The following is a 24,315-nucleotide window of genomic DNA, read 5'->3' as shown; positions in this document are numbered from 1 at the left end:
ACTTTCACTCCTCACTGTTTATGGTGTTTACTTTAGGCCATCGCCTTGTCCAGCAGTTCTTCCATGCGATTGGAGTACATATGCTTTTGCATAGTCGTGTACAATGCGCGCCAGGCCATGCGTTCGCGTTCCCAATCATGCTTGAGATAGTAGTCCAGCTTCACTTTCAATTCATCTGCTCCAGAGAAAGTTTCAATGTCATAGCCTGGTCGGTAATAACGGCTCAAATCCTTCCGAACATCCGTCATTTGAAGCGTGCCGCAAGCAGAAATTTCATATGTCCGAGGATTGATGGACTCCGCTGAAAGCTGGTGTGTATTCCGATTATCCAGTCCGGGGTCTGTCGGGCGGTGCATATTGATGACAATTTTAGAGCCGTTATAATATTGAGCGGTCTCTTCCGGTTCCATAAAACCCGGACGGATAAAGCGTTCCAGCACATCCCGCCGGGTCAGCCGATCCCAGTGCCCACCTACGATCAGCACTCTTTTGTCCGCCAAGAAGGGAGCTAGGTGGTCGAATAGCTTCACACGGTTCCAGAAGGCATTTCCAATGAAACAAATATCATGCTGATGCTCCCGCTCTACCCGCCGAGGATAAAAGATACGAGCTGACGCAGCCAGCGGCAAATAGTGAACCCTCGTTACTCCCTGATCGCGATAAAACGGCAGGCAAGAAATTTCGTGCGTAAATACGACATCGTAGGATTGACAGATCAACGCCGTATCCTCCGTAAAGTAAGGATCATCTACAAACCATATGGCCGTCCGAATGCCTAGGGCTCGTATTTGCTGTACCTGCTCCAGATGATCCGCCGGAAAAACATGCAGCCCGTTCATGACCAGCACGAGGTCTGGACGTTGAGCCTCGGCGTCAGCTAGCATCGTAGCAGGCGTACCGATGGCGCATGAGCTGCATATTTGGCCTAATGCTTCTTGCACACCTGTGTCTATAGCTGCGAAACCTTGCGGAATATACAACACTTTCAAATGACGAACAGCAGGCTGTATGGCCACGACCTGTGACAGAGCAGCCGTGCAACCGCCCATTCTGCGTCCTTCCCGATAGCCGCATCGGTACGCTTCGCGTTCATTTCCGCTTTGTTGATCGTTCACATCCTTCACCCTGTCCTGTTGTAGGATAAACTTCTGTCACTCCTAAACTATATGCGGAGGGGTCAAACGCATCATGGACGACTGCCACTGCCCGGACAAAATTGGCGTTTGCCCGTCCAACTGCCGAACCGCAAATAACCCCGAAGCTGTGTAGCTTCGGGGGGTTAGCTGTCATGGATGTTCTGCATAGTTTACTGAGCCTGGTAAGCGACCTGGTGTCCATCTTCATAACCTTTGGCAAAGCCTGAATTGAAACCCTCGTTGTAAGCTGCATCATACCCCTGCTGAAATGCCTGCGGATCATGCTCCAATGCAACAGTCCCGGGCTGTGGATTCTCCGCAGAAGGGACTGCCACCGGGTTAGCTTGAGGTTTTTTTCGCCGCCGCAAAAGAGGATGTCTTCTACGTGCAGAATGATGTCCTCTTTTACGGCGTCTTAGAGCAAGCAGACGTCTTCTTCTCCGTTTTAATCTGCGAATGCTGGAACGCCGGGCATCTTTACGTCTTTTGCGGGCTTTTTCCCGAGTGGCGCGTTCCCACCTTGTGCTCATTTTCATTCCTCCTTTGCTTTCTCGTGGTGGTTTCATTTTTCTGAACAGGCACATGGAGCCACGGTTTCGTCGGTTTTCCATATACCTGTCGTCTTAATGGAATACCCGCCAACATTTGCGTGATTTCGCCCTGGTAGTTGCTGAGTATACGAATGGTTTCTTCCAGACGGGTAGCCGACATATCCGCATGGGGCGTCAAGTCCGCAAGACTGGTCAGCATCCGGGCAACGGCGTGCTGGCTGGCAGCAATAGACTCCATTATATCCAGCTTGATCTCACGTTCACGCCTCATGCTCATTAGTTCATATCCCCCGAGCCCATGCCTCCCATCATCCCTTCCATGCCGCCACCCTGCTGCTCATCCTGATCCAGCAATGCTTTGAGATTGCTGCAAAGACCAGTCTGAAGCCGCGTTAATCCCTCCAGCATTTCCACCATTTGCTCGTGAATCTCCAAAGGTCGCCCCAGCTGTTCTTCATCGGTGTCAAAGGCGTGGGGCGCCAGATGGTTCAGCGCCCAATTACGCACTTTTTCTGCTTCGACCGCCTTGGCCTCCAGGATCATAGACACATTCCGCTGCATTTTGGAGGCTGCGTCCAGCATGTGAATCATTGCTTGTTCCCTACTCATGTGTTCACTCCCTGCCCTCGGTTGTTACGTTACTCCTCTTCCGGGTATGCCGTTTCCTTCACGACACGAACGAGCATTTCAGCCATTGCTTCCTGAAGATCGGCAATGCCGTTCAGATAGGCCACAATGCTTTTGTTTACTTGTCCCGAGCTGTCGAGAATGCCCGGAATTCCGTCAAAACGCGGCTCCTCATCTGGCAGTTCATGTATGATCTGCGCCATGCGCACAACCACCTGCCGTTCCGCATCCAACAACCTTGACATCTGCTGCTGCGAGTGCGAAATGTGGATCAGCAAATCATCTAACTCGTTATGCATAAGCCCCTCCTTTATGTGCTCCGCCGTGCGGAACGCACGAATTACCTACGGGCTTTCCGCTACTACAGCGTATGCCGCAGCGAGTAGTCGGTTCCGCCTAAAAGCGCCTATTCAGATCATTACAGATGCCCGTGCAGCACCGGTGGAGCAATAATAGGCTGCTTCTCCGGCAATGCCGACAATTCTTCAGAGGACAAAAATTGAATTGGATAGTCCTCAGCCCGCCAACTCATCACAGCGTAGAGGGTAAGGAATGGTCTTTTCCAACCGTTGCCGATTTGGTACAGTTGCCCACCTTCAGCATACAGTAACTCGATCCATCGCCTACGTTGGGCCGGGATATGAAGTGTGGGAAGCATGGACATGTTCCCCAGCTCAGGAGCCGCCAGCACAGGCAAGGGTTCCTCTGGCGACTCAGCTACAGGTGCATCAGTGCTGCCGGAAACTGTGACCTCCGGCTTCCCTACCAAGGGAAGTGCCAACAAGTCCAGCTGAGACAATCTGACAGGGCGCACGTTTTCACCTCCCGCAGCACTGACTCCATGCAAATACCGCCTTCTTCCCGATTCTAACCGAAATACTACACCGGACGGTCCCTGAACAACCGCTCCGATGGGGTAAAAGCTTGCCGCTGATACGTGTGTTTCCTTACCTGTTGAGATCTGGTCGTCCGTCTCCGCTGTACTGAATTTCAGGTTGTGGAACAGCTTATCCGCGTCCCCCCACTTTTGTACAAAAAAGGATCGGTTCCGGCTGCTTTCCTCCATTGAACCGCTTGTTTCGGTCGTTAGAGGAAAACCATACACCGTATCCCGATCTCTTTCTTCATAATGGATAAAAGCATCTCCGGCAATTGCCATACGTATCCCCAACAAACGCACACGCAGTAGCCAATCTGCATGGGCCTCCTCAATACTGTGGCAGCCTTCGTCCCAGTAGCCCGTTTTTTTCAGTGTCTCTCTGCGCAGCAATAAACAAAATCCAGCCAAGCTTTCGGTCTCTCGCCATGCATCCGGTTTGGGAACATTGAAGGTCATGGCAAATTGACGTGCTCCATTTTCGTTCATATCAGGAACCTCGATCTGCTGTTCTTTGAATGGACCATTCGTTACAGGCCCAACAACACCCATACGCGGATCGCTGTGTAAACACCCTAACAACCGATCCAACCAGCCGGGGGTCACCATGGAGTTTTGATCCAGTACCACAATAGTTGTTCCTTTTGCCATCATCAGCCCCTGATTCAGGCTACCTATCATTTGCACATCCTTTTTTAACAGCGCATAACGCACAGCGATGCTTTTACGGAGCAAATAGGTGGATGTCCCGTCCGTCGAGCCGCAGTCCACTACAATAATTTCGTGAGGATGGCTCGTATTCTCCTCAATACGGTGAATGCATGCACGGAGCTGTTGAAGCTGATTGCAGGACGGAATGATAATACTGACGCCTTCAAAAACCTTGCCGAACGAAGCCTGACCCAACCTGTTACCTTGCTCCTGGCCCCTTTTATATCCTGACCAGTAGCCTTTCTTTCCGAGCCGCTTGCTGTGTTTCCTTTGCATATTCAGGCGTTTCATGCCGTTCACTCCTCCGGGTGGCATTATGCCTATACTATATGCCTGGCCCGGTAGGATGGTGTTTCATTGAGATCAAGGTAGAAGTCCTTTCATTTTCAATCCAGCTTCCTGAAGGGAATCGAAGGTTCCTGCGTCGCTCCAATAACGCCGTAAAATATCATATTCCAGCTTGCCTTCAGCGGCATAACAGTTGTTAACATCCGTGATCTCAAGCTCACCACGTGCCGAAGGTGTAATTTGCCGGATCTTATCGAACACGGCAGTATCGTACATATAGATACCCGTAACGCAGTATTTGGATTGGGGATGCTGTGGCTTTTCTTCAATCCGCGTAATGCTCTCCGGACGCTCAGGATCAAACACGGGTACCCCGTAACGACGAGCATCTGCCACCTTTTTCAACAACACTCTGGCGCTCCCCGGGGGCTGTTGCTTGAATCGTTCGATCACAGGTCCCAAGTCTTCCTTGAACAAATTATCACCTAACAAAACAGTGAATTTCTCTTCTGCCTGCATATAGCTTCTTGCCAGTTCGAGTGCTTCTGCAATGCCGCCCGCCTTTTCTTGAATCCGGTAGGTCAGTTGGACACCATAATCACTGCCACTGCCCAAAAAATCGGTATACAGCCCGGCCGATTGTTTACCAATAATAATAAGCATATCGGTGATTCCAGCCTGTCGCAGCCTCTCGATACCATATACGATCATGGGATACTTGCCGACCGGAAGCAGATGCTTGTTGAGTAATGTAGTCAACGGATGAAGGCGCGATCCGGTTCCTCCTGCGAGAATAACCCCTTTCATATCTTCCTTCCTCCTTCGACAGCATGTTCAGTGCATACAACCCCAGCGTTTCCAGTTTCGATGAACATTCTGGGATCTATGCTCCATTTCTCTATAAATAAACGATAGTTCCGCTCGATCAGCTCTTCGATCCAGGAAGTTTCCGAGCGTGAGAAGCTCGCATTCCCCTCGTGATAGACAAAACAGTCGTTGCACATGAGCAGCTTGTAGCCATGCACACGTGCGCGCAGACAATAATCGTCATCCTCATAATGTCCGGGACTGAACCGTTCATCCAGCAATCCGATCCGTTCCATCAGATCACGCCGGAATAACAAACAAAATCCGACCAACCGCTTAACCTCCTGCCACCTGGAGGGATTACTTACATTATTCTGCTCCGCATATCTCAGACAGCTGGCCAAATCTCCTTCCAAGCCGTGTATCTGCTGAATACCGCTGACGCAATTCGTCACCGGTCCCACCAATCCCACGATGCTTTCGCTCTGCAATGCGGCCAACATATTCGATAGCCATCCCCGCGTAACCGTCACATCATTGTTTAAAATAACGAACTGATCACCCGAAGCCAGCCGGAGCCCCATATTACATGCTGCTGGAAAGCCCCTGTTTTCAGGAAGACGTATGCTGATCAGCCGCTCGGATGCGCAAAAATCATCCGTTCCGTCATTCGAAGCGTTGTCCACAACAATGATTTCATACGGTACATCTATCGTATGTGTCCGAATCGCCTCAATACACGGCTTTAACAGATGCAGGCCGTTATAAGTCGGAATAATGATGCTCGTCAGACTCATTGTGCATTCCTCCCTTTGGCAACGTCTACCCGTGTTGGAACAGGCCCGAGCGGGGAATACCCGGCTACCTGAAACACAGCCGTCAGTGCCTCTGCATGATCACCGACGATCAACTGTTCCATAGCGTTCCCTTTGCCAACATTGAAGGTCCGCTTACGGTTTGTTTTAATGACATCGACAGCATGTACTGCCGCCACGATCATGCCATACAGAATTGCCATGGCGTGGGCTTTTGGCGGTACGGCAAGCACGGCTGAGCCAAGCTGATCCAGTAAACGCCGAGATAATGCATGCGGTACGGCGGTCAATGAGCTTGCTCCCAGATCCGGCCTGCGCAGTACGCGATTCAGGAATGCTTTGCACCGTGTCACGCTGTCTTGCTGGGCATAGGGGGGCAAATGTCTGCCCAGATCATTAAGCGCGACATCCGTTCCCTGATCCACCGCGTGGAGAAAAGGCAGCAAATCAGATCCCGAAATCGGCAAATCTCCGTCCACGAACAGCACAATATCAGCCTGCGTCATACGCGCGCCTACTGCACGGCCAACATCATGCCCCAGTCGATCGGGCACGTTGACGAGAGTCACATTAGGATGATGTTTGGCTACGGTGGAGCGCGTGCCGTCCGTGCAGCCGTTCAATACGACAATGATATCCGTAAGCGGAAGTTTTTCCAGCTCGCTCAGCACCCGGTCAATCGTTGACTCTTCATTACAGGCGCTGACCACGGCCGCTGCGGTTCCCTGTAATACAATATCTCCCGGAACTTCGCGTTCCACAGGCGGAGTCACTTTGGTCATTCCTGTTGCCCGAGGTGTGGGCTTTCTCACCCTACGGCTATGCATTGAAGTCGTCGTTCCTCGTTTTCGCTGAACACGTCTGACCCCCCAGCTCGGTTCTTCACGCTTCCCTCTGCGATACGGTCTACTCACAGTTTCACCTCGTCTCTGATCCGTTTGCGCTCCAAATCCGTAAAGCCCGCACGCGTTCCCAGATGCGATGTAAGCCAGGCAATGGCATCCAGATGATCCTGAACAATTACACCTGCCAGCGGGTCCTTGCCGTTCTGTTTTTTACGTGTCGCATTTATTTTACCGACAGCTATTCCATATACAGTCACCACTCGTAACCCGGAAGCGATGGACATAGCTTGAAATAAAGGAGGTTTCTCCAAGGGCTTTGGACCTATTTTGTTTAGAGCCTTTTGACTAATGGCGTGTGGAATGCCAGTCATAGATGCCCCCCCTAAATCAGCACGATTCGACAAGATATTCAATACATGCTTTGCCTCCACTACAGGATGTACGGGCGTATGATTCACAGGTCCATGGTAATCATTCAGCACCACATCCGCTCCTGCACATATGGCGTGTATAAACGGCCGGAGTCTAACGCAGGGAATGACGATATCCCCATCCAGGAAAAGCAGGATCTGTCCGGATGCCGCCTCCGCTCCAACACGACGGCCAACATCATGTCCGAGCGGTTCCGGGAAAGAAAGTACACGAGCTCCCGCCGCTGCTGCCACCTTCGCCGTTCTATCGTGTGATCCGTTCTCAACGACGATAACCTCTGTATGTGGATGGACACGGCGCGCCTCGCGAATCACAGCTCCGATTGTTTTTTGCTCATTCATGGCCGGAATAATGACAGATACGAAAAACTTTCCCACTGATGACGGTCCAGATGGTCGCTCTTCGCCGATCTGTGCCCCTCTCTCCGTGTCGAGTACCTCCCTCATGGCAGGGGTCTTATGCATGTTCGGCATTCGTAACGGCAGCCACATCTTAGAATGATAGTATGCGCCGGAATGCCGCCTCCGTTTGATCTTGTATCCAGCTCTTCCCTGCTTCTTCATGCTCCCGTCTCACCTCCCTTCCTGCTGTATAGATGGACAGCATGATTAGGACAGTTCAACATAACCTATGCGGTCCAAAAGCCGTGTGTAACGGCAAGCGTGGAGTCTTTTCGACATAGCAATTTTCGACTTTATTTTACATAACTTATTAATCCTATTAAATAAGTGAGTTATTAGGGTCTAAAGATTCATTTTGGATAAATTTGTGACATAGATCTTCTCGTCTGTCATTCTCTGTGCTAATATCAGAGCCAGATGATGGGAGTTCAAAAAATCAACATTAGTTTTTTTTGCATAAGTCATTCTTTTCCATTATCCACCATTATTCTATTTTCTTTATATACGACAGGAAAGGAGGAGTTTGTCACCTTTTTAGGCCACATGCTTCATACTGCAGTACCCTCTTTTCACGTACGCTTCATGAAAAACACTTCGGTATTTCTCTTCATGTTCCATTTTCTTCTATTCCAGACGACAACACGACCTACATAAATGGCGCAATGCCTTATTCAAGACAGGATGATTCATCCTGACATTAATCGAGGAGAGTGAATTTTTAATGAAAAAAGTATGGGTTTCGCTTCTTGGAGGAGCTATGTTGTTAGGGTCTGTCGCGTCTGGTGCATCAGCGGAGAGTTCCGTTTCGGGGCCGACTCAGCTTACACCGACCTTTCACGCCGAGCAATGGAAAGCCCCTTCCTCGGTATCGGGTGACGACATTGTATGGAGCTATTTGAATCGGCAAAAGAAATCGTTATTGGGTGCGGACGACTCTAGTGTACGTGAACAATTCCGAATCGTTGATCGCACAAGCGACAAGTCCGGTGTGAGCCATTATCGGCTGAAACAGTATGTAAACGGGATTCCCGTATATGGAGCTGAACAGACTATTCATGTGGGCAAATCTGGTGAGGTCACCTCTTACTTAGGAGCGGTGGTTACTGAGGATCAGCAAGCTGAAGCTACGCAAGGTACAACTCCAAAAATCAGCGCTTCTGAAGCGGTTTACACTGCATATAAAGAAGCATCTGCACGGATTGAAGCCCTCCCTACCTCCGACGATACGATTTCTAAAGATGCTGAGGAACAAAGCAGTGTAAGCAAAGACACTTACGCCGAAGCAGCTAACAACGGAAAAACGCTATCCATTGATAAAGACGAGCTGAGTCTTGATAAAGCGTCTGCCTTGAAAGATAGCAAAATTGAAGCGGTGGAGACAGAAAAAAGTTCCATTGCCAAAATCGCTAATCTGCAGCCAGAAGTAGATCCTAAAGCCGATCTGTACTTCTATCCTAAAGGGGATGACCTGCAGCTGGTTTATGTAACAGAAGTCAATGTTTTAGAACCTGCCCCACTGCGTACTCGCTACATTATTGATGCCAATGATGGCAGCATCGTATTCCAGTATGACATCATTAATGAAGCGACAGGCACAGGTAAAGGTGTGCTTGGTGATAGCAAATCATTCAACACGACGGCTTCCGGTAGTAGCTACCAGTTAAAAGATACAACACGCGGTAATGGTATCGTGACTTACACGGCCTCCAACCGCCAAAGCATCCCAGGTACCCTTCTGACCGATGCCGATAATGTATGGAATGATCCAGCCGGCGTGGATGCCCATGCATATGCTGCCAAAACATATGATTACTATAAGTCTAAATTTGGACGCAACAGCATTGACGGACGCGGGCTGCAACTCCGTTCGACAGTCCATTACGGTAGCCGCTACAACAACGCCTTCTGGAATGGCTCCCAAATGACTTATGGAGACGGGGATGGTAGCACATTTATCGCCTTCAGCGGGGACCCCGATGTAGTGGGACATGAACTTACGCACGGTGTCACAGAGTATACTTCGAATTTGGAATATTACGGAGAGTCCGGTGCATTAAATGAAGCTTTCTCGGACGTTATCGGCAATGACATTCAGCGTAAAAACTGGCTTGTAGGCGATGATATTTATACGCCAAACATTGCAGGCGATGCTCTTCGCTCTATGTCAAATCCTACGCTGTATGATCAACCAGATCACTATTCCGACTTGTATAAAGGCAGCTCCGATAACGGTGGCGTTCATACGAACAGCGGCATTATTAATAAAGCCTACTATTTATTGGCACAAGGTGGTACTTTCCATGGGGTAGCTGTAAATGGAATTGGCCGCGATGCAGCGGTCCAAATTTACTATAGTGCCTTTACGAACTACCTGACTTCTTCTTCTGACTTCTCCAACGCACGCGCTGCTGTGATCCAAGCGGCAAAAGATCTGTACGGTGCGAACTCGGCACAAGCAACTGCAGCTGCCAAATCTTTTGATGCTGTAGGTGTAAACTAAATCATATACGCTATAATCCTCATATTCTCGTCCATAGACCGTTGCCGTTGTGCAACTGTCATGTGGCCCTACTCATACAATGGACGAAAAAATAGGGGTGCAGTGTACAAGTCTGCGCCCCTTCCCCCCTTATTTATGGCGTCCCCTCAAAGGGGCGCCCTTTTCATATTCATAGAGTCCCTCCGATCATTTTCGACTAAATAAGACAAATAAACCGTAAATCAGGGACTAAAGATTCATTTTGGGGTATTTTGTAAAATTAATCTTCTCGTTCGACAACCTCTGTGCTAATATCAGAGCCGAGACGATGAAATTGCAAAAAAAATAAACCTTAATATTTTACATAAGGTCATTTTTATCCAGCCTCTTCACGTTTCAAAGGAGCAACAAGACTTACATATATGACGCTAGGCTTCTGCAAACAGGGTGTTTTTTACCCCAACATTAATTAAGGAGAGTGAGTATGAATTGAAAAAAGTATGGGTTTCACTTCTAGGAGGAGCTATGTTATTAGGAGCCATTGCGCCTGGAGCCTCCGCAGCTGAAAATTCTGTTCCCGATCCGACTCAGTTTACGCCAACATTCCAAACGGTGAACTGGAAGTCTCCTTCAACGGTAACAGGCGACAATCTGGTCTGGAGCTTTTTAAATCGACAACAAAAAACATTATTGAGTCTGGACGATACCCACATCGGTTCCCATGTGCGCGAGCAATTTCGTATCGTGGATCGCACCAGTGACAAATTTGGTACAAAGCATTATCGGTTAAAACAATATGTAGACGGAATTCCCGTATTTGGAGCCGAACAGACCATCCATGTGAACAAGTCTGGTCAAATCACCTCTTATTTGGGAGCTGTCATTTCAGAAAATCAACAAGCCGATGCTAAAGAAAATACAACTCCAAAAATCAGTGCTACTGAGGCTGTATATACCGCTTATAAAGATGCAGCTATACGGGTTCAGTCTCTCCCTTCCTCCGCCCCAATCGTTCCTGAACCTTACGAGGGTACAAGTAGTGTAAGTAAAGACACTTACGGAACAGCATCTAACAATGAATTTTCAATCTCTGTTGATAAGGACTCCTTGGATTTGGATAAAGCAGCTGAACTGGAGAACAGTACATTGGAAGTGGTAGAGCCTGCATCCTCTATTCCCAAGATTGCCAATCTGGAACCAAGCGTGGACCCTACAGCAGAACTGTACATCTATCCCGATGGAGACTCCACACGTCTCGTCTATGTAACCGAAGTTAATACTCTACAGCCCACTCTGCTGCGCACACGTTACTTTATTGACGCTAATGACGGAAAAATCGTATTCAAGTATGACATTCTTAACGAAGTAATCGGCACAGGGCGCGGTGTATTCGGCGATACCAAAACATTTGAAACCACAGCCTCGGGCAAGAAGTATCAACTAAAGGATACGACTCGTGGTAAAGGAATCCTAACTTATAACGTCCACAACACCGAGACGCTCCCCGGCACCCTGTATACAGATTCCGATAACGTATGGGAAGATCCTGCTGCGGTGGATGCCCACGCTTACGCTATTCGCACTTACGATTATTACAAGGATAGATTTGGACGCGACAGCATTGACGGGCATGGCATGGCCATCGCTTCGGCAGTCCATTACGGCGCAAAGAACTACAATAATGCCCACTGGGGTGGCACTCACATGCTTTACGGAGACGGAGACGGCACGTTATTTGCCCCTTTTAGCAGCGACCTTGAAATTGTTGCCCATGAGCTGACACACGGTGTGACCGAGCATTCATCAGGGCTCGTGTATTTCGCTGAATCTGGTGCATTAAGTGAAGCCATCTCAGATATTATAGGCAACGACATTGAGCGTACCAATTGGGATTTCGGCAAAGTCGCTTATACCCCTAATATTAAGGGCGATGCCATTCGCTCCCTTTCCGATCCTGTCAAATACGGTCAAGTCGATCACTACAGCAATCTCTATCCTGATCCTAACAACGAGGATTATGGTGGAGCCCATATTAATAGCGGTATTATTAATAAAGCCTACTATCTACTGGCACAAGGTGGCACTTTTCATGGTGTCAAGGTAGATGGAATCGGACGTGATGCAGCCGTATATATTTATTATAATGCCTTCACCAATTATCTGACTTCCACGTCTAACTTCTCCACCGCACGTGCTGCTGTTATCCAAACAGCCAAAGACAGTTATGGTGAAAATTCAATAGCCGTAACCTCTGCTATTAAGTCTTTTGATGCCGTAGGTGTGAAATAAGTGTAATAATATAAACTTCCCCGATATTACAAGTCTACCCCCTTCTCTCTTATGTATACGGCGTCCCACTAGGGGACGCCTTTTTTCTACTATAAAGTTGATTATGGACACTTATATTCCTGGCTTCTTATTATTGCCCCATCGCAATCCAAAGGACCAACCCTTCACATAGCGGACCTGAGTGTATGCGTTCCACAGTAAGTACTGCTGAATACCTCTGACGTTGTGTGACGGATACCATCACTCCCGGTATACTGGCATTGGCTGTGATTACATACTGTGTATCTACAAAAGGTTTCTCAAATACAACGCTCACTTCACCCCTATCCGCTTGTGCGGGGAGGTGAAAAGAAATGCTCCCATATTGAGGTGAAGCTATATGATCGTCAGAAGCCTCGTCACTGGTCGCTGATCCGTCGCGAATGGCATTCAAGTCTAATTCTTTCTCCGTATCGAAAGCTAGATCGATATCTTGCTCAGGCAAGACCACGCGCTGCTTTGGGCGGTGTCTTCCTTCCGCAATGTGAATACTGGTTATGGAACAATCCAGTAATGAATCTTGCTCTGCCTGATCTTCCATCGTAATAGACGGTTTATCGTTATCCATCCTGCATTCCGTATCTGACTCAGGCACAGACAACAGCAGTACAGATGCTCGATTCATCTGCATCGCTTCCTCTAGCGTTTTGGGAAGCTTATGCTTCTTCCATGCCGCTTCCTCTACAGCTTGAACCGAGGTATCCTTCTCTACAGGGGCAGGGACCGTTGCCGTCCCGCGCTGGCTCGGTCTATGACTGCCGGAAGTCGAAGCCGCTTTCTCCTTGTTAACACGGGGGGAGGGAACCGCATGGGAAAGGTTACGCCGTGCTGTTCTTTTATCCTTAGGGCTATGGTTCGTACGATGGTTCATGGTGACCGCTCCTTTGGCACAGGAGTGAACCAGCGGTCGCTCCGCTTCATTCACCCGGCTGGGAATCATGGCTAATGCCTATAAGATAGCCTATGCGCGTAACAGCGCCTACGTCACTCCGTTACGCAGTCCGTTATGATTTGTGCCCAGCGTTGTGCTGAGTGCTGCCACAAAAATCGTCTCCGTACCTCGCCAAGTCCGGCTTCTCCCATCCGTCGTCGCAAGTCAGGTTGCTGGAGCAGCCTGATGATGGCATCGGCCATTTCCTGCTCACCGTGAGACGGATACACAAGCCAGCCTGTCTCGCCGTGTTGTACTACCTCTGGAATACCGCCGATTCGTGAAGCGACCACCGGCACTCCTGCTGCCATAGCTTCCAGATTGACCAGCCCGAAGGCCTCATCCTTCACTGAAGGAACAACAGTCACATCGGCTAGCTGATATAGCGAGGCCAATGCTGGATGCGGAACATAGTCTAGGAATTGCACATGCTTCCCCAACCTTAGTTTACGCACCTGCCGATGCAACGACGCCGTATACGGCGTGAGGCGGTCATGCCCGTAATAGGCACTACCTGCAATGAGCAGCAGTACGCCCGGGCAGGCGCGGACGACATGCCGCAGGGCCTTGAGCAGCCGGTGAACGCCCTTCCCTGGCATCAGTCTGCCCGCAAATAATACGATTTGGCGGCCTGACCAGCCGAAATCGTCCAATCGCGCCGACCTGGCCGCTTCTGCTGCTGGAGTCCACCGTGGCAGGAAATCGCCAGGATGGATACCCAGCTTGTTTACGACGATGCGTTTCCTGACTGCTTCGGAACAGTCAGAAGCTACGATTGCTCCCAAATACGCACTGTTCACAATAATGCGATCCATTGATGCCAGTAGCCTACCCATGTCCTTCCGTTCAAGGTGAGGCTCCCGGATGAACGTGGTCGAATGCAAAGTCAGCACAACTCGGCTATTGGGCAAAGCCTCGCGAATGGCATACGCAACTGCCGGGCGGTTGTGTACATCTACTACCGCTGGTGACCATCTCTTTAAATCAGCAATCACCTCAGAAATATAACCTGCTCCCCGCGTATAACGCATGCAGGGAATTCCGTCGACATCGCCATGATCCGATGCCTCTGCTCCCTTTATGCCATAGATCTGCGCCTGAAGCTCATGACTAGCCAGCGGTACCATGCGGGCAATTACCCGCTCCACAGAACTGCTGCGGGGCGAAGGTATAACAAAGGAGCCCGGTGTAACAACTGCTACCTTCGGCCTCTGCATCACCACACCTACTTTCTGACCTTATTCCAACACTCTGCAACACTCATCTTGTATCATATCGTCTGCCTCCCTGAAAGGTGCCTCGCTTCTAACTTTGGGCTTACCGCAAGGCTAGCGTCCATGCCTGGCCGATCTTTGATACATATGATGGACTACAATCACAGTATGATCAGTTGGAGTGCTACAAGGAGGGCGGACATACTCATGTTGCATGTCGGCGTCATGCTCAACCCGGCAACCTACCGGGGCATTCCCGCCATGAGGACGCGATATGAATCCATCGCCAATTACGAGGACGCCGGGTTAAGCTACGAGCTCATCCCCTGCTTTCTTCGTCTGGAGGATATTCATATAGCGACCGGAACATGCCGGGCTTTTGTTAAACACGGCAACGAGTATCGGCAAATGACTCTTCCGTTGCCGCCGGTCATCCACAATCGGACTCTCTATCGGCAAAATGAAAATGCTAGAGATATCAACAAGCTTGTACAAAAGGGATACTATATTTTTAATGAACAAAACCGTTTCCCCAAAGACCATATACATGCAATTCTGCAGGAAGACCCTCTGCTACGCATCCACCTCCCCAAAACCTTGCAAGGCAACCTTTCCTCCATCCATACCTTAATGGAGGAAACCGGAGATGTTGTCATTAAACCCAGTAGCGGTAGCGTGGGTAGAGGAATTATGCGTCTGCGGCATTCCCGCGGAGGCTGGACTTTGCAATGTGCACATCCTTCTATACCTGAGCGTTGGTCCACACTACGTTTGCATGTCGGAGAACTCCCATTATTTCTGCACAAGCGACTGCTGCATGTGCCTCATATCGTACAGGAAACCATACCGCTTGCTTTGTACAACAATCGTCCGTTTGATATCCGTGTGACGGTTCAGCGCGGATATGGCGGTATCTGGGGTGTGACAGGCATGTTCGCTAAAATTGCTCCTTCCCACACCTTTGTCTCCAATGTGGCACAGGGGGGTACGGCCCGTTCCTTACTGGAGGTGTTATCACAAACAGAGACGGTTCAGACTTCGAACGCAGTCCGGCTGATGAATGAACTGGAGCGGCTCTCGTTACAAATCGTGCACCGACTGGCACAAACCCTTCCCCGTCTCGCCGATGTCGGTCTGGATCTGGGAATTACCCGTGAAGGCAAGATTGTTTTTATCGAATGCAACGGTCGTGACCAGCGCTATGGCTTCAGCCAGGCTGGCATGCACAATGTCTGGAAAGAAACATACACTCAGCCGATGGCTTACGCTCGTTGGCTTCTCGAACGGATGCCTTCGTCAGATACCGAACGTTCACCAGGCCGTCCACTGTATTGATTTACGTCACATTCTGTGTCAATATAGTTCAGAGCGGCCGGACAGGTTCCGGCCAAGACGGCTCGGAAATGAACAAGGGGGATCTGTAATGGCAAAACAGTGGCTGCGGCTCATGACGGAGCTATCATCGCGCAAGTGGGTGTGCCGGATTGTGGGCTCCTTCGCGCAAAGCGGTGCAAGCCGACTTTTTATCCCCACCTTTATACGTACGTACCAGATCCAGACGCATGAGGCTGAACAGGAATGGAAGGAATACCGTTCTCTGAACGCCTATTTTACACGCAAATTAAAAGCGGGCATGCGCCCGATTGATACGAACGCCGAGGTGATGACCAGTCCGGTGGATGCACGGATTACTTTCACTGGCCCAATTACGTCCGGCACTCTTTTGAATGTCAAAGGGCAGGACTATACGCTGGAAGAGCTTCTTAACCGCTCTCCGCGTCTTGAAAAATACACACACGGCTATGCTTTTGTACTCTATCTCAGCCCGACGGATTATCATCGCATTCATGCACCAGTATCCGGTACGCTGGTAGAAAAAGAGCATCTGCGCGGCAAGGTATACCCAGTGAATGACTTCGGCTTGCAGCATATGCGAGCAGTTCTTAGCCGCAATGAACGACAGATTACGTACATCGCCCACGAATACGGTGAGGTGGCGGTCGTTAAGGTTGGCGCAATGAATGTGAGTAGCATCAAATATACGGATGATAAAGCCGTCTCATGGACAAAAGGAGACGATCTCGCCTATTTCGAATTTGGGTCAACCGTCGTTTTGCTAACTGAGAACGGTACGTTTGAGCCAGACCCCGCATTGAAGCTGGGGGATGTGGTGAAAATGGGACAACGTCTGGGTTGCTTTCGACATGATCCCAAAGCATAAGTGAATATATCATAACAGGATTATAGCTACACATATGAGCATTGGGATCGAATGATATAAATTGCTCATATAAAAAAGGACCCGGCGTAATGGCTCGGGTCCTTTTTTTGGAATTTATCCTTTATATTTGTCATGCGTTACTCCCATTATGCCTAAATCCGAAACAGCTTGTCCACCGTCTATAACATTACCGGATCTCAGACGGACTTTTCCCCGTGTATTGCTTGAATTGGCGGCTGAAAAAAAAGATGTCACGATACCCCAAAGCCTCTGCCACCTCGGTCACATTCATTCCCGCATGCAGCAGTAGATGCTGTGCACGCTCAATCCGCATGCTGATAATATGAGATTGCGCGGAAACACCTAGCAGCTCCTTGAATTTAATCGAAAAATAACGCGGTGACAGCCCTGCCCGTGCAGCTAAATCCTCGACGCGATGAGGAAGTCCCGGATGCTGACGCACGTAGTTGGCCGTTTCCCGAATGACCTCGGTGAGCTGGTTACTGGCCTGTTGCTCCTGCGGCTCCTTACGGTCCGCACGCAGCAGATGAATCATCAGTTGTTTTAGAATCAGCTTGCCTTCCTCGTCAGCTCCGTAAGCACGCTCCAGGCGCAGTCGAACGTACCTGGCAAGCATATGCTCTACCTCGAACGTTTCCTCCAGCATACGGTAGCTTGCAGGGACTAGCTCTGGTTGTTCGATGAGATCAAAATGAATATAGGTAAGTATGAGCGGCTTTTGCGGGTTATGTGTGGCACGGGTATCATCCCCCGGCTTGAACAGGAAGCAACTCCCCTTGCTCACCGGATACGATGTTCCGTTTAAGACCACTGTTCCTTCTCCGCTCCATACATAGAATAAATCATAGTTTGGCATCGGCTTCTCGCGTACCTGCCATTTCCAGCCCGGCTCGCACACAATTTTGGCGAAGGCCGACAACAGGATAAACGATGACGCAGATGTATCCAGCAAAATCTGCACCTCCTCTTGTTAATCTTTGGTTGTCCTCTATCCCGTTAATTTATAATATAAGCTCAGCGCCTTCATTAAGCAAAAAAATGCGTTTTTATGCTCCCAGATGCTTTTGCGTGACGCTTACCGTGTGTGATGCTATAATATGTAATCAAAATGACTTGGAAGGATGAAACGGGAATGAATCCACTGGCAGCGCAGTTAAACCAAAACATTCAGACAGGCAACGAGCATGTATATCAAATGCTTTCTCTTTTAGGGAAAGAAATTTATTTCCCAAAAGAGGGGATTTTGAGTCAATCCGCAGAAGCCGGGAAGCTTGCTAAAAAGTACAACGCCACGATTGGTATTGCTACGGAAGGTAACGGTCCTATGCATTTGGAGGTCATTCAGGAGAAGCTGTCCGCTTACAATCCCAAGGATTTATACCCTTACGCACCCCCTGCGGGCAAACCTGAACTTCGTAGTGTATGGCGTGACAAAATGCTGAAGGAAAACCCTTCATTGGCTGGAAAAGGTTATGGCCTTCCCGTAGTTACGAACGCGCTGACCCATGGTTTGAGCATCGTTGCCGACCTGTTCACGGATGAAGGGGACGCTGTCATTTACCCAGACAAAAACTGGGAAAACTATGAGCTGACTTTCGGTATTCGCCGTCATGGACGTTTGGTGAATTTCCCGTTGTTCACAGAGGATCAACGTTTTAATAGTGAAGGATTACGCGAGGCGCTACTGGCACAGAAAGAATACGGCAAAGCAATCGTTGTGCTGAACTTCCCGAATAACCCGACGGGCTACACACCGGGAGTCGAAGAGGGTAAAGCGATTGTTGCTGCCATTCAGGAAGCCGCAGAAGCAGGCATCAATGTCGTAGTTGTGACGGATGACGCTTATTTTGGTCTGTTCTTCGAGGACTCCCTGCATGAATCACTATTCGGTCAGTTAGCTGGACTTCATCCGAGAATTCTACCCGTCAAAATTGACGGAGCTACCAAAGAAGAATTCGTTTGGGGCTTCCGTGTCGGATTTATTACCTTTGCTTCGGAACATCAGGATGTACTGAGCGCACTGGAACAAAAAACATTAGGGATTATTCGGGCAACGATTTCGAGCGGTCCTCACCCATCTCAAACCTTCGTCCTGGATGCCCTCAAATCACCCGATTTTGCACAACAGAAAAATGAAAAGTTCCAAATTATGAAGGGGCGGGCTAATAAAGTCAAAGCGTTGCTCGATAGTGGAAAATACGGAGATGTATGGAGCTACTATCCTTTCAATTCGGGTTATTTTATGTGCCTTAAGCTGAACGGCTTGTCCGCTGAACGACTGCGCACACATTTGCTGGAACAATATGGGGTAGGAACAATTGCGCTGGGTGAATATGATCTCCGAATCGCATTCTCATGTATCGAGGAAGAGTATCTGGAAGACCTGTATGACATTGTTTACCGTGGCGCACAAGATTTGTTGAACGCATAATATGTAACAGATTCAATATAGCATCATTAGCGGTATGCCGGATGTTGTGGCATACCGCTTTTTAATGGGCTGAACCATTGTAAGTCACACTTCGAAACAAACTATCCTTCAGCAGCGAGCATTGATTCTTGTGCGAGTGGCAGCAGGATGACTACCTCCGTTCCGACTCCGGGCTCACTCTCATAGTGTATACTTCCGTTCATGGCTTCAATGATTCGAAAGGAGACGACCGTTCCCAGTCCCGTTCCTACCTCTTTGGTTGAAAAAAACAAAGTACCCACTCGCTCCAGATGCTCCTGACTCATGCCTTTTCCTGTATCCCTAATATGCAGACATGCCTTCTCTTCCTGAATCGCCAGCTTTATGTATACCCTGCCTCCATCATCCGCAGCTTCGATCGCATTTTTCGTCACATGTATTAACGCCTGTAACAGCTGATTACGATCCATATGTACGTATATTTCATTCCTTAGCTCAGTATACAGTCTTACGCCTTGCTTGGTCGCCATCGGTTTCAAAAGCAAAACAATCTGTTGAACCATGCCAGACAGATCCATCAGCTCTGTGTTCCCAATCTGCGGTCTGGATAAGTTCAGATAGTCGCTAATAATTCTTTCAGCCCGATCGACCTCTGCTAGTGCCAAAGCAATATATCTGCGATTTTTCCCTTCTAGCCCTGACTGAACCATTTGCAAGAACCCTTTAATAACGGTCAATGGATTCCGTACTTCATGAGCCATAGAGGCAGCCAGTTCACCTAACGTATTCAGATGCTCAGCATATTTAATCTTTCTTCTCATTTCTTCCCGTTCCAAACTAAACTCCATCCAGAAAGAGGAGGCTCCAATGCTTAGGAATTGAATCATACCGAACCAGAGTATTGCCCGGATCAGCTCGATCTCATCCTTATCCAGCCTTCCATTGACCCAGGAATGCATTAACAGAAATATAAACATGGCAATACTGGTCCATATACTCATTAGCATATTCATGCCCACCCGAAGCAATATACTATTGAGCTGCATAAACTTTTTTCTCACCAAGAGAGGCCCCAAATAACACAACATCATGCTGGGAAAACTCACCACTATAGACTCAGGATCTATATACATACGAGCCATCACCATCAACGTTATATTCAGAAGCCCTGCCTTAGGACCAAAATATAAAACAGAAAGGATCAGAGGAACATATCGAAGATCCCAAAATAGTCCATACCAAATATACGAAAACATAAGGCAAAGCACAGAAGACACACCCAGCACCCCTCCCATAAGCAACGGGGTATGTTTCATATGCCGATGATCTGACAAAGCGCTATATACCAATAACGGTACAAACACAAGAAATATGTTCACGAGCAGCTTATCTATCAGCATCTCGTCTTTCCCACTTTCCAAGTGATAATGATTACGTACTTCTTCTATTCTCGACAATACGTGTCTTTTCCTCTCTCCTCCCCTACATCTGATGAAAAATATAAGGCGATTCAGCAACATACCTGAGCAATGGCCCACGCAATCTGAAAATCCACTTCATAAGATACGATGTATCCTTTATCACAATGACCGAGAGGAGAATGAGCATGGGAGCAGAAGAAACAAGAGGCGGTTACGGTGGTTACGGCGCATTCACAAGCACAGGAACAATTCTGGTACTGTTCATTTTATTAGTTATCATCAGCAAAACGATCTTTATATAAGCTGACGGATATCTGCACCCACGGCTATGATAGCAGTACAAAAAAAGGCTAATTCGCAAGCAGCAAGTGCTGCCTGCGAATTAGCCTTTACTTTATTCACATAGATACAAATCACACTTCTTCTTCATCCTGACCGTCCAAACGCCATTTTTTGGCTTGAGCGCCTCGTAGCAGGAACACTACTGCAACTCCCCCAAGCAACGTGAGCAGTGTAGACAGTAGATCTTCCGTTCCCTTTGCCAGAAAAGGAAGCCACAGAACCACAGCAGCCGGCAACGTCAACCGAACAACAAAGTCGAGAAAAGACGCACGACGACTATGCGCAGGAATCGGATACAACTGAAGCCATAACGAATCCTTGTGATACTGCCTTAGTGAAGTGACCTGTACACCAATGAGGAATATGAAAAATAAATATACTGCAATACCAATCCAACTAGCATGGGTGATATATATAATTAACAACCCCAGAATCCCGAGCCGAATGACAATACCTGCTGGCTCTGTGCGCAGGAACGTCTTAAACAGCAGATAACGATACGCTCCCCTTCTGTTCCAAGGTATGTTACCTCCCAACCAGGATAGCCAACGGCGCGGCGTCACTCTCTGCGTAAGGGCGGGCACATCGACAAACCAGCCCAAAGTGCGCATCACCCGAGCAGCCTGCATACCCTCTGTACGAATCAGCTTTTCCCAAGCCACTAGCAGCTTGACCGGAAAACGCAGAACAAGCACGTACACCACACCGACCAATATGATAAATGGTACGCTGTGTAGTGGAGGCTGCCATAGCCATGCGGCTACCATCAGCACAGCCAACACCCACCGAAGCAGACGATAGCCTATACTCCCGCCAATCGATACCATACGAAGCTCTTGCCAGCCGCCGTAGCTGAATAGCAGCTTTAATAGCACGAACAGTAGCAGGGTCAGTAGCAACGGCTTAGGCGCGGAATCACTGCGAATATACAGCGGCCACACTATAATAGACAGCAATAGCAAACCGAATATTTTATACACCACACCCCGAATCCGGCTGGCCTTAAAATAATAGTGCATTGCGTGCTCCTGTGGACGGAGAAAAACAATATCCGCTGCGTTTAAATACGTACGAAAGCTCGCATGAGCAATCGGAATAGCCACAATAAGCATGATCCAGCGGATGGGCAAATCCGGTGGAGTATGCATTAGTAGCGACGTGTACCATGCGGCAAAGGCAATCAGTGCAAAGCCGAACACCACCGCCAGACCGCTCTGAATGACATAGCCCAGATAAGGCAACACCTGTCCCCAGAACGCTACACGTCTTTCTTTATGCAGACGTTGCAAATCCATGCTCATTCCCTGCCCTGTACCAGCTCATAAAATGCATCTTCCAGCGGCATGCCCGGCTTACCCGCCTGTGCTGTCACTTCGTCCAGCGTACCCTGCGCAATGATGGCACCCTGATGAAGTACAATGAAACGATCGCAATAATTTTCAATCGTGGACAAAATATGAGAACTGAGCAGAATAGACGAACCCGAACGCTTCATCTCTAACATAAAGTCAAGCAGGGAACGAATACCAAGCGGGTCCAAACCCAAAAAAGGTTCATCTATGACATACAACGGCGGTCCCGCTAAAAATGCACACATAATCATCACTTTCTGGCGCATCCCTTTAGACAGGTGCATCGACATACTTCCACTTTTATCCCGCATACGGAACAAGTCCAGCATTTGATCACTGCGTGTGCGGAAATCTGCTTCGCTAACTCCGTACGCTCTGGCCGTGAATTCCATATGCTCCATCACCGTCATTTCAGGATACAGCTCTGGAGATTCAGGTACAAAAGCAATGGCTCCCTGATATTCCTCGGGATTTTCATCCTGCTTATGCCCCTGCACACGAATTTCTCCGGCCTGCGGTGTCATCAGGCCCAAAATATGCTTCATGGTCGTACTTTTCCCGGCCCCGTTCAGACCAATCAGTCCTACCATTTCGCCCGGTTTCACATCCAGCGAAATCTGATGCAACACCGGGCGCTTGGCGCTATATCCGCCGGTCAGTCCGTTAATTTGCAACACAGGCTGTTGTTCCATGACTCCCCCTCTTCTCCCTTACTCGTTCGGTTTTGATCCTTTTTCCTTCAGCCATCTTGGTGCACCCTTGTTTTTGCGATCACGCTCGCGCTGTGCTTTTCCTGCTTTGGACAAGGCTGCACCTTTGCTCTTGCCTGGAGCTGAACCGTTCGCGGAATTCCTGCCAGGACGTCCGTTTTCGGCACGAACAGGTGCCTTTCGGTCCTCCGCCGATGCTCCGTTAGATAAGGATCTAGCCTCGGAGGGTCTTACAGGTGCACGCTTGGCATCCGCCGGACGCGGCACAACTACTCGACCTCCATGCAACGCACGCTCTGCGATGTCAATGCCCAGTTCACGGGAGAACTTACGCATGATGAACGTTTCACGGTCAGTGACAACCGATGCCACCAATCCTTTGCGTCCCATCCGTCCTGTCCGTCCTGCACGGTGAACATAAGCTTGACTATCCGTAGCCGGATCAAAATGAATAACCATTTCAAGGCCCTCAATATCCAGACCACGGGCTGCCACATCCGAAGCGACCAGCACTTTGAGCTTGTCCTCACGGAATCGGGCCAACACGTTGCTACGCGTAACTTTATCCGCATCTCCATACAAGGACGCCGTAGTCAGCCCCATATGCTTGAGCTTGGCTTCAATTTCCCCGATGGCATTGGTTGTATTCACGAACACCAGCGCTTTTCTCGGATTAAAATGACGCACCAGACGGCGCAGCATATCCACCTTATCCCGTTCTTCAGATACAAAGTAATAGTGTTCCAGTCCACTGGCCGTCTTCTGGTCGGGATCAATCCCAATTTCTACGTATTCACGCATCTCCCGTTTCGCCAGCGACTGAATCTCATCGTTCAGCGTTGCGGACAGGAATACCAATTGACGATCACGTTGGGCGGTGCCCAATATGTTGGTTACATCGCCTGCTCCGCCGAGCTGGAACATCTGATCCACCTCATCGATGACAATGGCTGTAATATTGTGCATTTTCAACTTTTTCGAAGCGATGAGTTCCCGTACACGTCCTGGTGTGCCCACGACAAGCTGTGGATGATCCTTGAGCTTTTCGATTTGACGTTTAATAGCCGCCCCACCAATCAGACCGAGTACACGGATTCCACGATGCTCTCCGTAGCGCTGACCCTCACGTACAATTTGCATGGCCAGTTCCTGGCTTGGAGCTAGTATCAGCTTTTGCGTAGCCTTTTTCTGTGGATCAATCGCTTGCAACAGCGGCAACAAATAAGCCAGTGTCTTGCCTGTGCCAGTTTGTGAGCGCGCCAATACATGCTTTCCCTTCATTATTTCCGGTATAGCCTCTGCCTGAACTGGCGAAGGCTGTGTAATTTCATGCTCAGTCAGTTTGTCCAACAGATCTTGTTCAACGCCGAGCGATTCAAAATTCAATGTCATGAAA

The 24,315-nt window shown here is 49.1% G+C and carries 23 protein-coding genes; 6 read left to right on the top strand and 17 right to left on the bottom strand.

The window, feature by feature from the left end:
* Window positions 1-32: 32 nt before the first annotated feature.
* From JOD82_RS17425 to JOD82_RS17380, 10 genes are all read right to left on the bottom strand, one after another.
* The gene (locus JOD82_RS17425; RefSeq protein WP_029518280.1) at window positions 33-1,124 is read right to left on the bottom strand and encodes a CgeB family protein; all 1,092 of its coding nucleotides are present in this window, start codon (window positions 1,122-1,124) and stop codon (window positions 33-35) included.
* Between the two features lie 182 nt (window positions 1,125-1,306).
* A complete protein-coding gene (locus JOD82_RS17420) occupies window positions 1,307-1,666 on the bottom strand; it encodes a FliH/SctL family protein (RefSeq protein WP_069012644.1) in 360 nt (119 codons plus the stop codon).
* Complete coding sequence (locus JOD82_RS17415) at window positions 1,614-1,964, bottom strand: hypothetical protein (protein ID WP_039272663.1); 351 nt, start codon at window positions 1,962-1,964, stop codon at window positions 1,614-1,616. Before JOD82_RS17415 ends, JOD82_RS17420 begins: the two co-directional genes overlap by 53 nt.
* Window positions 1,964-2,296 carry an alpha-helical endospore appendage domain-containing protein gene (locus tag JOD82_RS17410; RefSeq protein ID WP_029518277.1) on the bottom strand — a complete coding sequence of 111 codons (333 nt, stop codon included), beginning with the start codon at window positions 2,294-2,296 and terminating at the stop codon, window positions 1,964-1,966. Before JOD82_RS17410 ends, JOD82_RS17415 begins: the two co-directional genes overlap by 1 nt.
* A 29-nt stretch (window positions 2,297-2,325) precedes the next feature.
* A complete protein-coding gene (locus JOD82_RS17405; RefSeq protein ID WP_013311765.1) occupies window positions 2,326-2,613 on the bottom strand; it encodes a hypothetical protein in 288 nt (95 codons plus the stop codon).
* 119 nt (window positions 2,614-2,732) lie between these two features.
* Window positions 2,733-4,193, bottom strand: a complete 1,461-nt coding sequence (locus tag JOD82_RS17400) for a glycosyltransferase family 2 protein (protein ID WP_069012643.1) — start codon at window positions 4,191-4,193, stop codon at window positions 2,733-2,735.
* Window positions 4,194-4,265: 72 nt separating this feature from the next.
* Complete coding sequence (locus tag JOD82_RS17395; RefSeq protein WP_029518275.1) at window positions 4,266-4,997, bottom strand: sugar phosphate nucleotidyltransferase; 732 nt, start codon at window positions 4,995-4,997, stop codon at window positions 4,266-4,268.
* Window positions 4,994-5,794 (bottom strand): glycosyltransferase family 2 protein, encoded by an 801-nt coding sequence (locus JOD82_RS17390; protein WP_069012642.1) that lies wholly within the window; start codon window positions 5,792-5,794, stop codon window positions 4,994-4,996. The genes JOD82_RS17395 and JOD82_RS17390 overlap by 4 nt, the downstream gene beginning before the upstream one ends.
* A complete protein-coding gene (locus tag JOD82_RS17385) occupies window positions 5,791-6,726 on the bottom strand; it encodes a glycosyltransferase family 2 protein (protein WP_069012641.1) in 936 nt (311 codons plus the stop codon). The genes JOD82_RS17390 and JOD82_RS17385 overlap by 4 nt, the downstream gene beginning before the upstream one ends.
* Window positions 6,723-7,652, bottom strand: coding sequence for a glycosyltransferase family 2 protein (locus JOD82_RS17380; RefSeq protein WP_069012640.1), 930 nt, complete (start codon window positions 7,650-7,652; stop codon window positions 6,723-6,725). The genes JOD82_RS17385 and JOD82_RS17380 overlap by 4 nt, the downstream gene beginning before the upstream one ends.
* Before the next feature lie 559 nt (window positions 7,653-8,211).
* On the opposite strand from JOD82_RS17380, the gene JOD82_RS17375 reads away from it, so the two are divergent.
* Window positions 8,212-9,990, top strand: coding sequence for a M4 family metallopeptidase (locus tag JOD82_RS17375; RefSeq protein WP_209949723.1), 1,779 nt, complete (start codon window positions 8,212-8,214; stop codon window positions 9,988-9,990).
* A 468-nt stretch (window positions 9,991-10,458) separates the two neighbouring features.
* Window positions 10,459-12,258: a M4 family metallopeptidase gene (locus tag JOD82_RS17370; RefSeq protein ID WP_209949722.1), complete on the top strand. Its 1,800-nt coding sequence runs from the start codon at window positions 10,459-10,461 to the stop codon at window positions 12,256-12,258.
* 130 nt (window positions 12,259-12,388) lie between these two features.
* Here JOD82_RS17370 and JOD82_RS17365 read toward each other — a convergent pair whose 3' ends face one another.
* Both JOD82_RS17365 and JOD82_RS17360 read right to left on the bottom strand, forming a co-directional pair.
* A complete protein-coding gene (locus tag JOD82_RS17365) occupies window positions 12,389-13,168 on the bottom strand; it encodes a WIAG-tail domain (RefSeq protein ID WP_209949721.1) in 780 nt (259 codons plus the stop codon).
* A gap of 113 nt (window positions 13,169-13,281) precedes the next feature.
* On the bottom strand, window positions 13,282-14,445 hold the full coding sequence (locus JOD82_RS17360) for a glycosyltransferase family 4 protein (RefSeq protein WP_209949720.1): 1,164 nt from the start codon (window positions 14,443-14,445) through the stop codon (window positions 13,282-13,284).
* A 204-nt stretch (window positions 14,446-14,649) separates the two neighbouring features.
* On the opposite strand from JOD82_RS17360, the gene JOD82_RS17355 reads away from it, so the two are divergent.
* Both JOD82_RS17355 and asd read left to right on the top strand, forming a co-directional pair.
* Window positions 14,650-15,777, top strand: a complete 1,128-nt coding sequence (locus tag JOD82_RS17355; RefSeq protein ID WP_029518268.1) for a YheC/YheD family endospore coat-associated protein — start codon at window positions 14,650-14,652, stop codon at window positions 15,775-15,777.
* Between the two features lie 88 nt (window positions 15,778-15,865).
* Entirely contained in the window at window positions 15,866-16,663 is a 798-nt protein-coding gene (gene asd / locus JOD82_RS17350) for an archaetidylserine decarboxylase (protein ID WP_029518267.1), read from the top strand.
* Between the two features lie 187 nt (window positions 16,664-16,850).
* On the opposite strand, the gene JOD82_RS17345 is transcribed toward asd, so the two are convergent.
* Window positions 16,851-17,636, bottom strand: a complete 786-nt coding sequence (locus tag JOD82_RS17345; RefSeq protein WP_069012637.1) for a helix-turn-helix domain-containing protein — start codon at window positions 17,634-17,636, stop codon at window positions 16,851-16,853.
* Between the two features lie 180 nt (window positions 17,637-17,816).
* Between JOD82_RS17345 and JOD82_RS17340 the strand changes: the two genes are divergently transcribed.
* Window positions 17,817-19,115 (top strand): aminotransferase class I/II-fold pyridoxal phosphate-dependent enzyme, encoded by a 1,299-nt coding sequence (locus tag JOD82_RS17340; RefSeq protein WP_069012636.1) that lies wholly within the window; start codon window positions 17,817-17,819, stop codon window positions 19,113-19,115.
* Between the two features lie 101 nt (window positions 19,116-19,216).
* Here JOD82_RS17340 and JOD82_RS17335 read toward each other — a convergent pair whose 3' ends face one another.
* Window positions 19,217-20,494 (bottom strand): sensor histidine kinase, encoded by a 1,278-nt coding sequence (locus JOD82_RS17335; protein ID WP_209949762.1) that lies wholly within the window; start codon window positions 20,492-20,494, stop codon window positions 19,217-19,219.
* A 206-nt stretch (window positions 20,495-20,700) separates the two neighbouring features.
* Here JOD82_RS17335 and JOD82_RS17330 point away from each other — a divergent pair, with 206 nt between their 5' ends.
* Window positions 20,701-20,817: a hypothetical protein gene (locus JOD82_RS17330; protein ID WP_023990126.1), complete on the top strand. Its 117-nt coding sequence runs from the start codon at window positions 20,701-20,703 to the stop codon at window positions 20,815-20,817.
* A gap of 111 nt (window positions 20,818-20,928) precedes the next feature.
* Here JOD82_RS17330 and JOD82_RS17325 read toward each other — a convergent pair whose 3' ends face one another.
* From JOD82_RS17325 to JOD82_RS17315, 3 genes are read right to left on the bottom strand one after another with little or no spacing between them, the layout of a single operon-like run.
* On the bottom strand, window positions 20,929-22,152 hold the full coding sequence (locus JOD82_RS17325) for an ABC transporter permease (RefSeq protein WP_039272674.1): 1,224 nt from the start codon (window positions 22,150-22,152) through the stop codon (window positions 20,929-20,931).
* Window positions 22,153-22,154: 2 nt separating this feature from the next.
* Window positions 22,155-22,901, bottom strand: a complete 747-nt coding sequence (locus JOD82_RS17320) for an ABC transporter ATP-binding protein (protein WP_013311782.1) — start codon at window positions 22,899-22,901, stop codon at window positions 22,155-22,157.
* Between the two features lie 18 nt (window positions 22,902-22,919).
* Entirely contained in the window at window positions 22,920-24,311 is a 1,392-nt protein-coding gene (locus JOD82_RS17315) for a DEAD/DEAH box helicase (RefSeq protein ID WP_029518262.1), read from the bottom strand.
* Window positions 24,312-24,315 lie beyond the last annotated feature (4 nt).

This window comes from Paenibacillus sp. 1182, from assembly GCF_017833915.1.
Lineage (GTDB): Bacteria > Bacillota > Bacilli > Paenibacillales > Paenibacillaceae > Paenibacillus > Paenibacillus polymyxa_D.
Note: the sequence above shows the minus strand (reverse complement) of the source record. Positions and strands in the feature narration are given on the sequence as shown.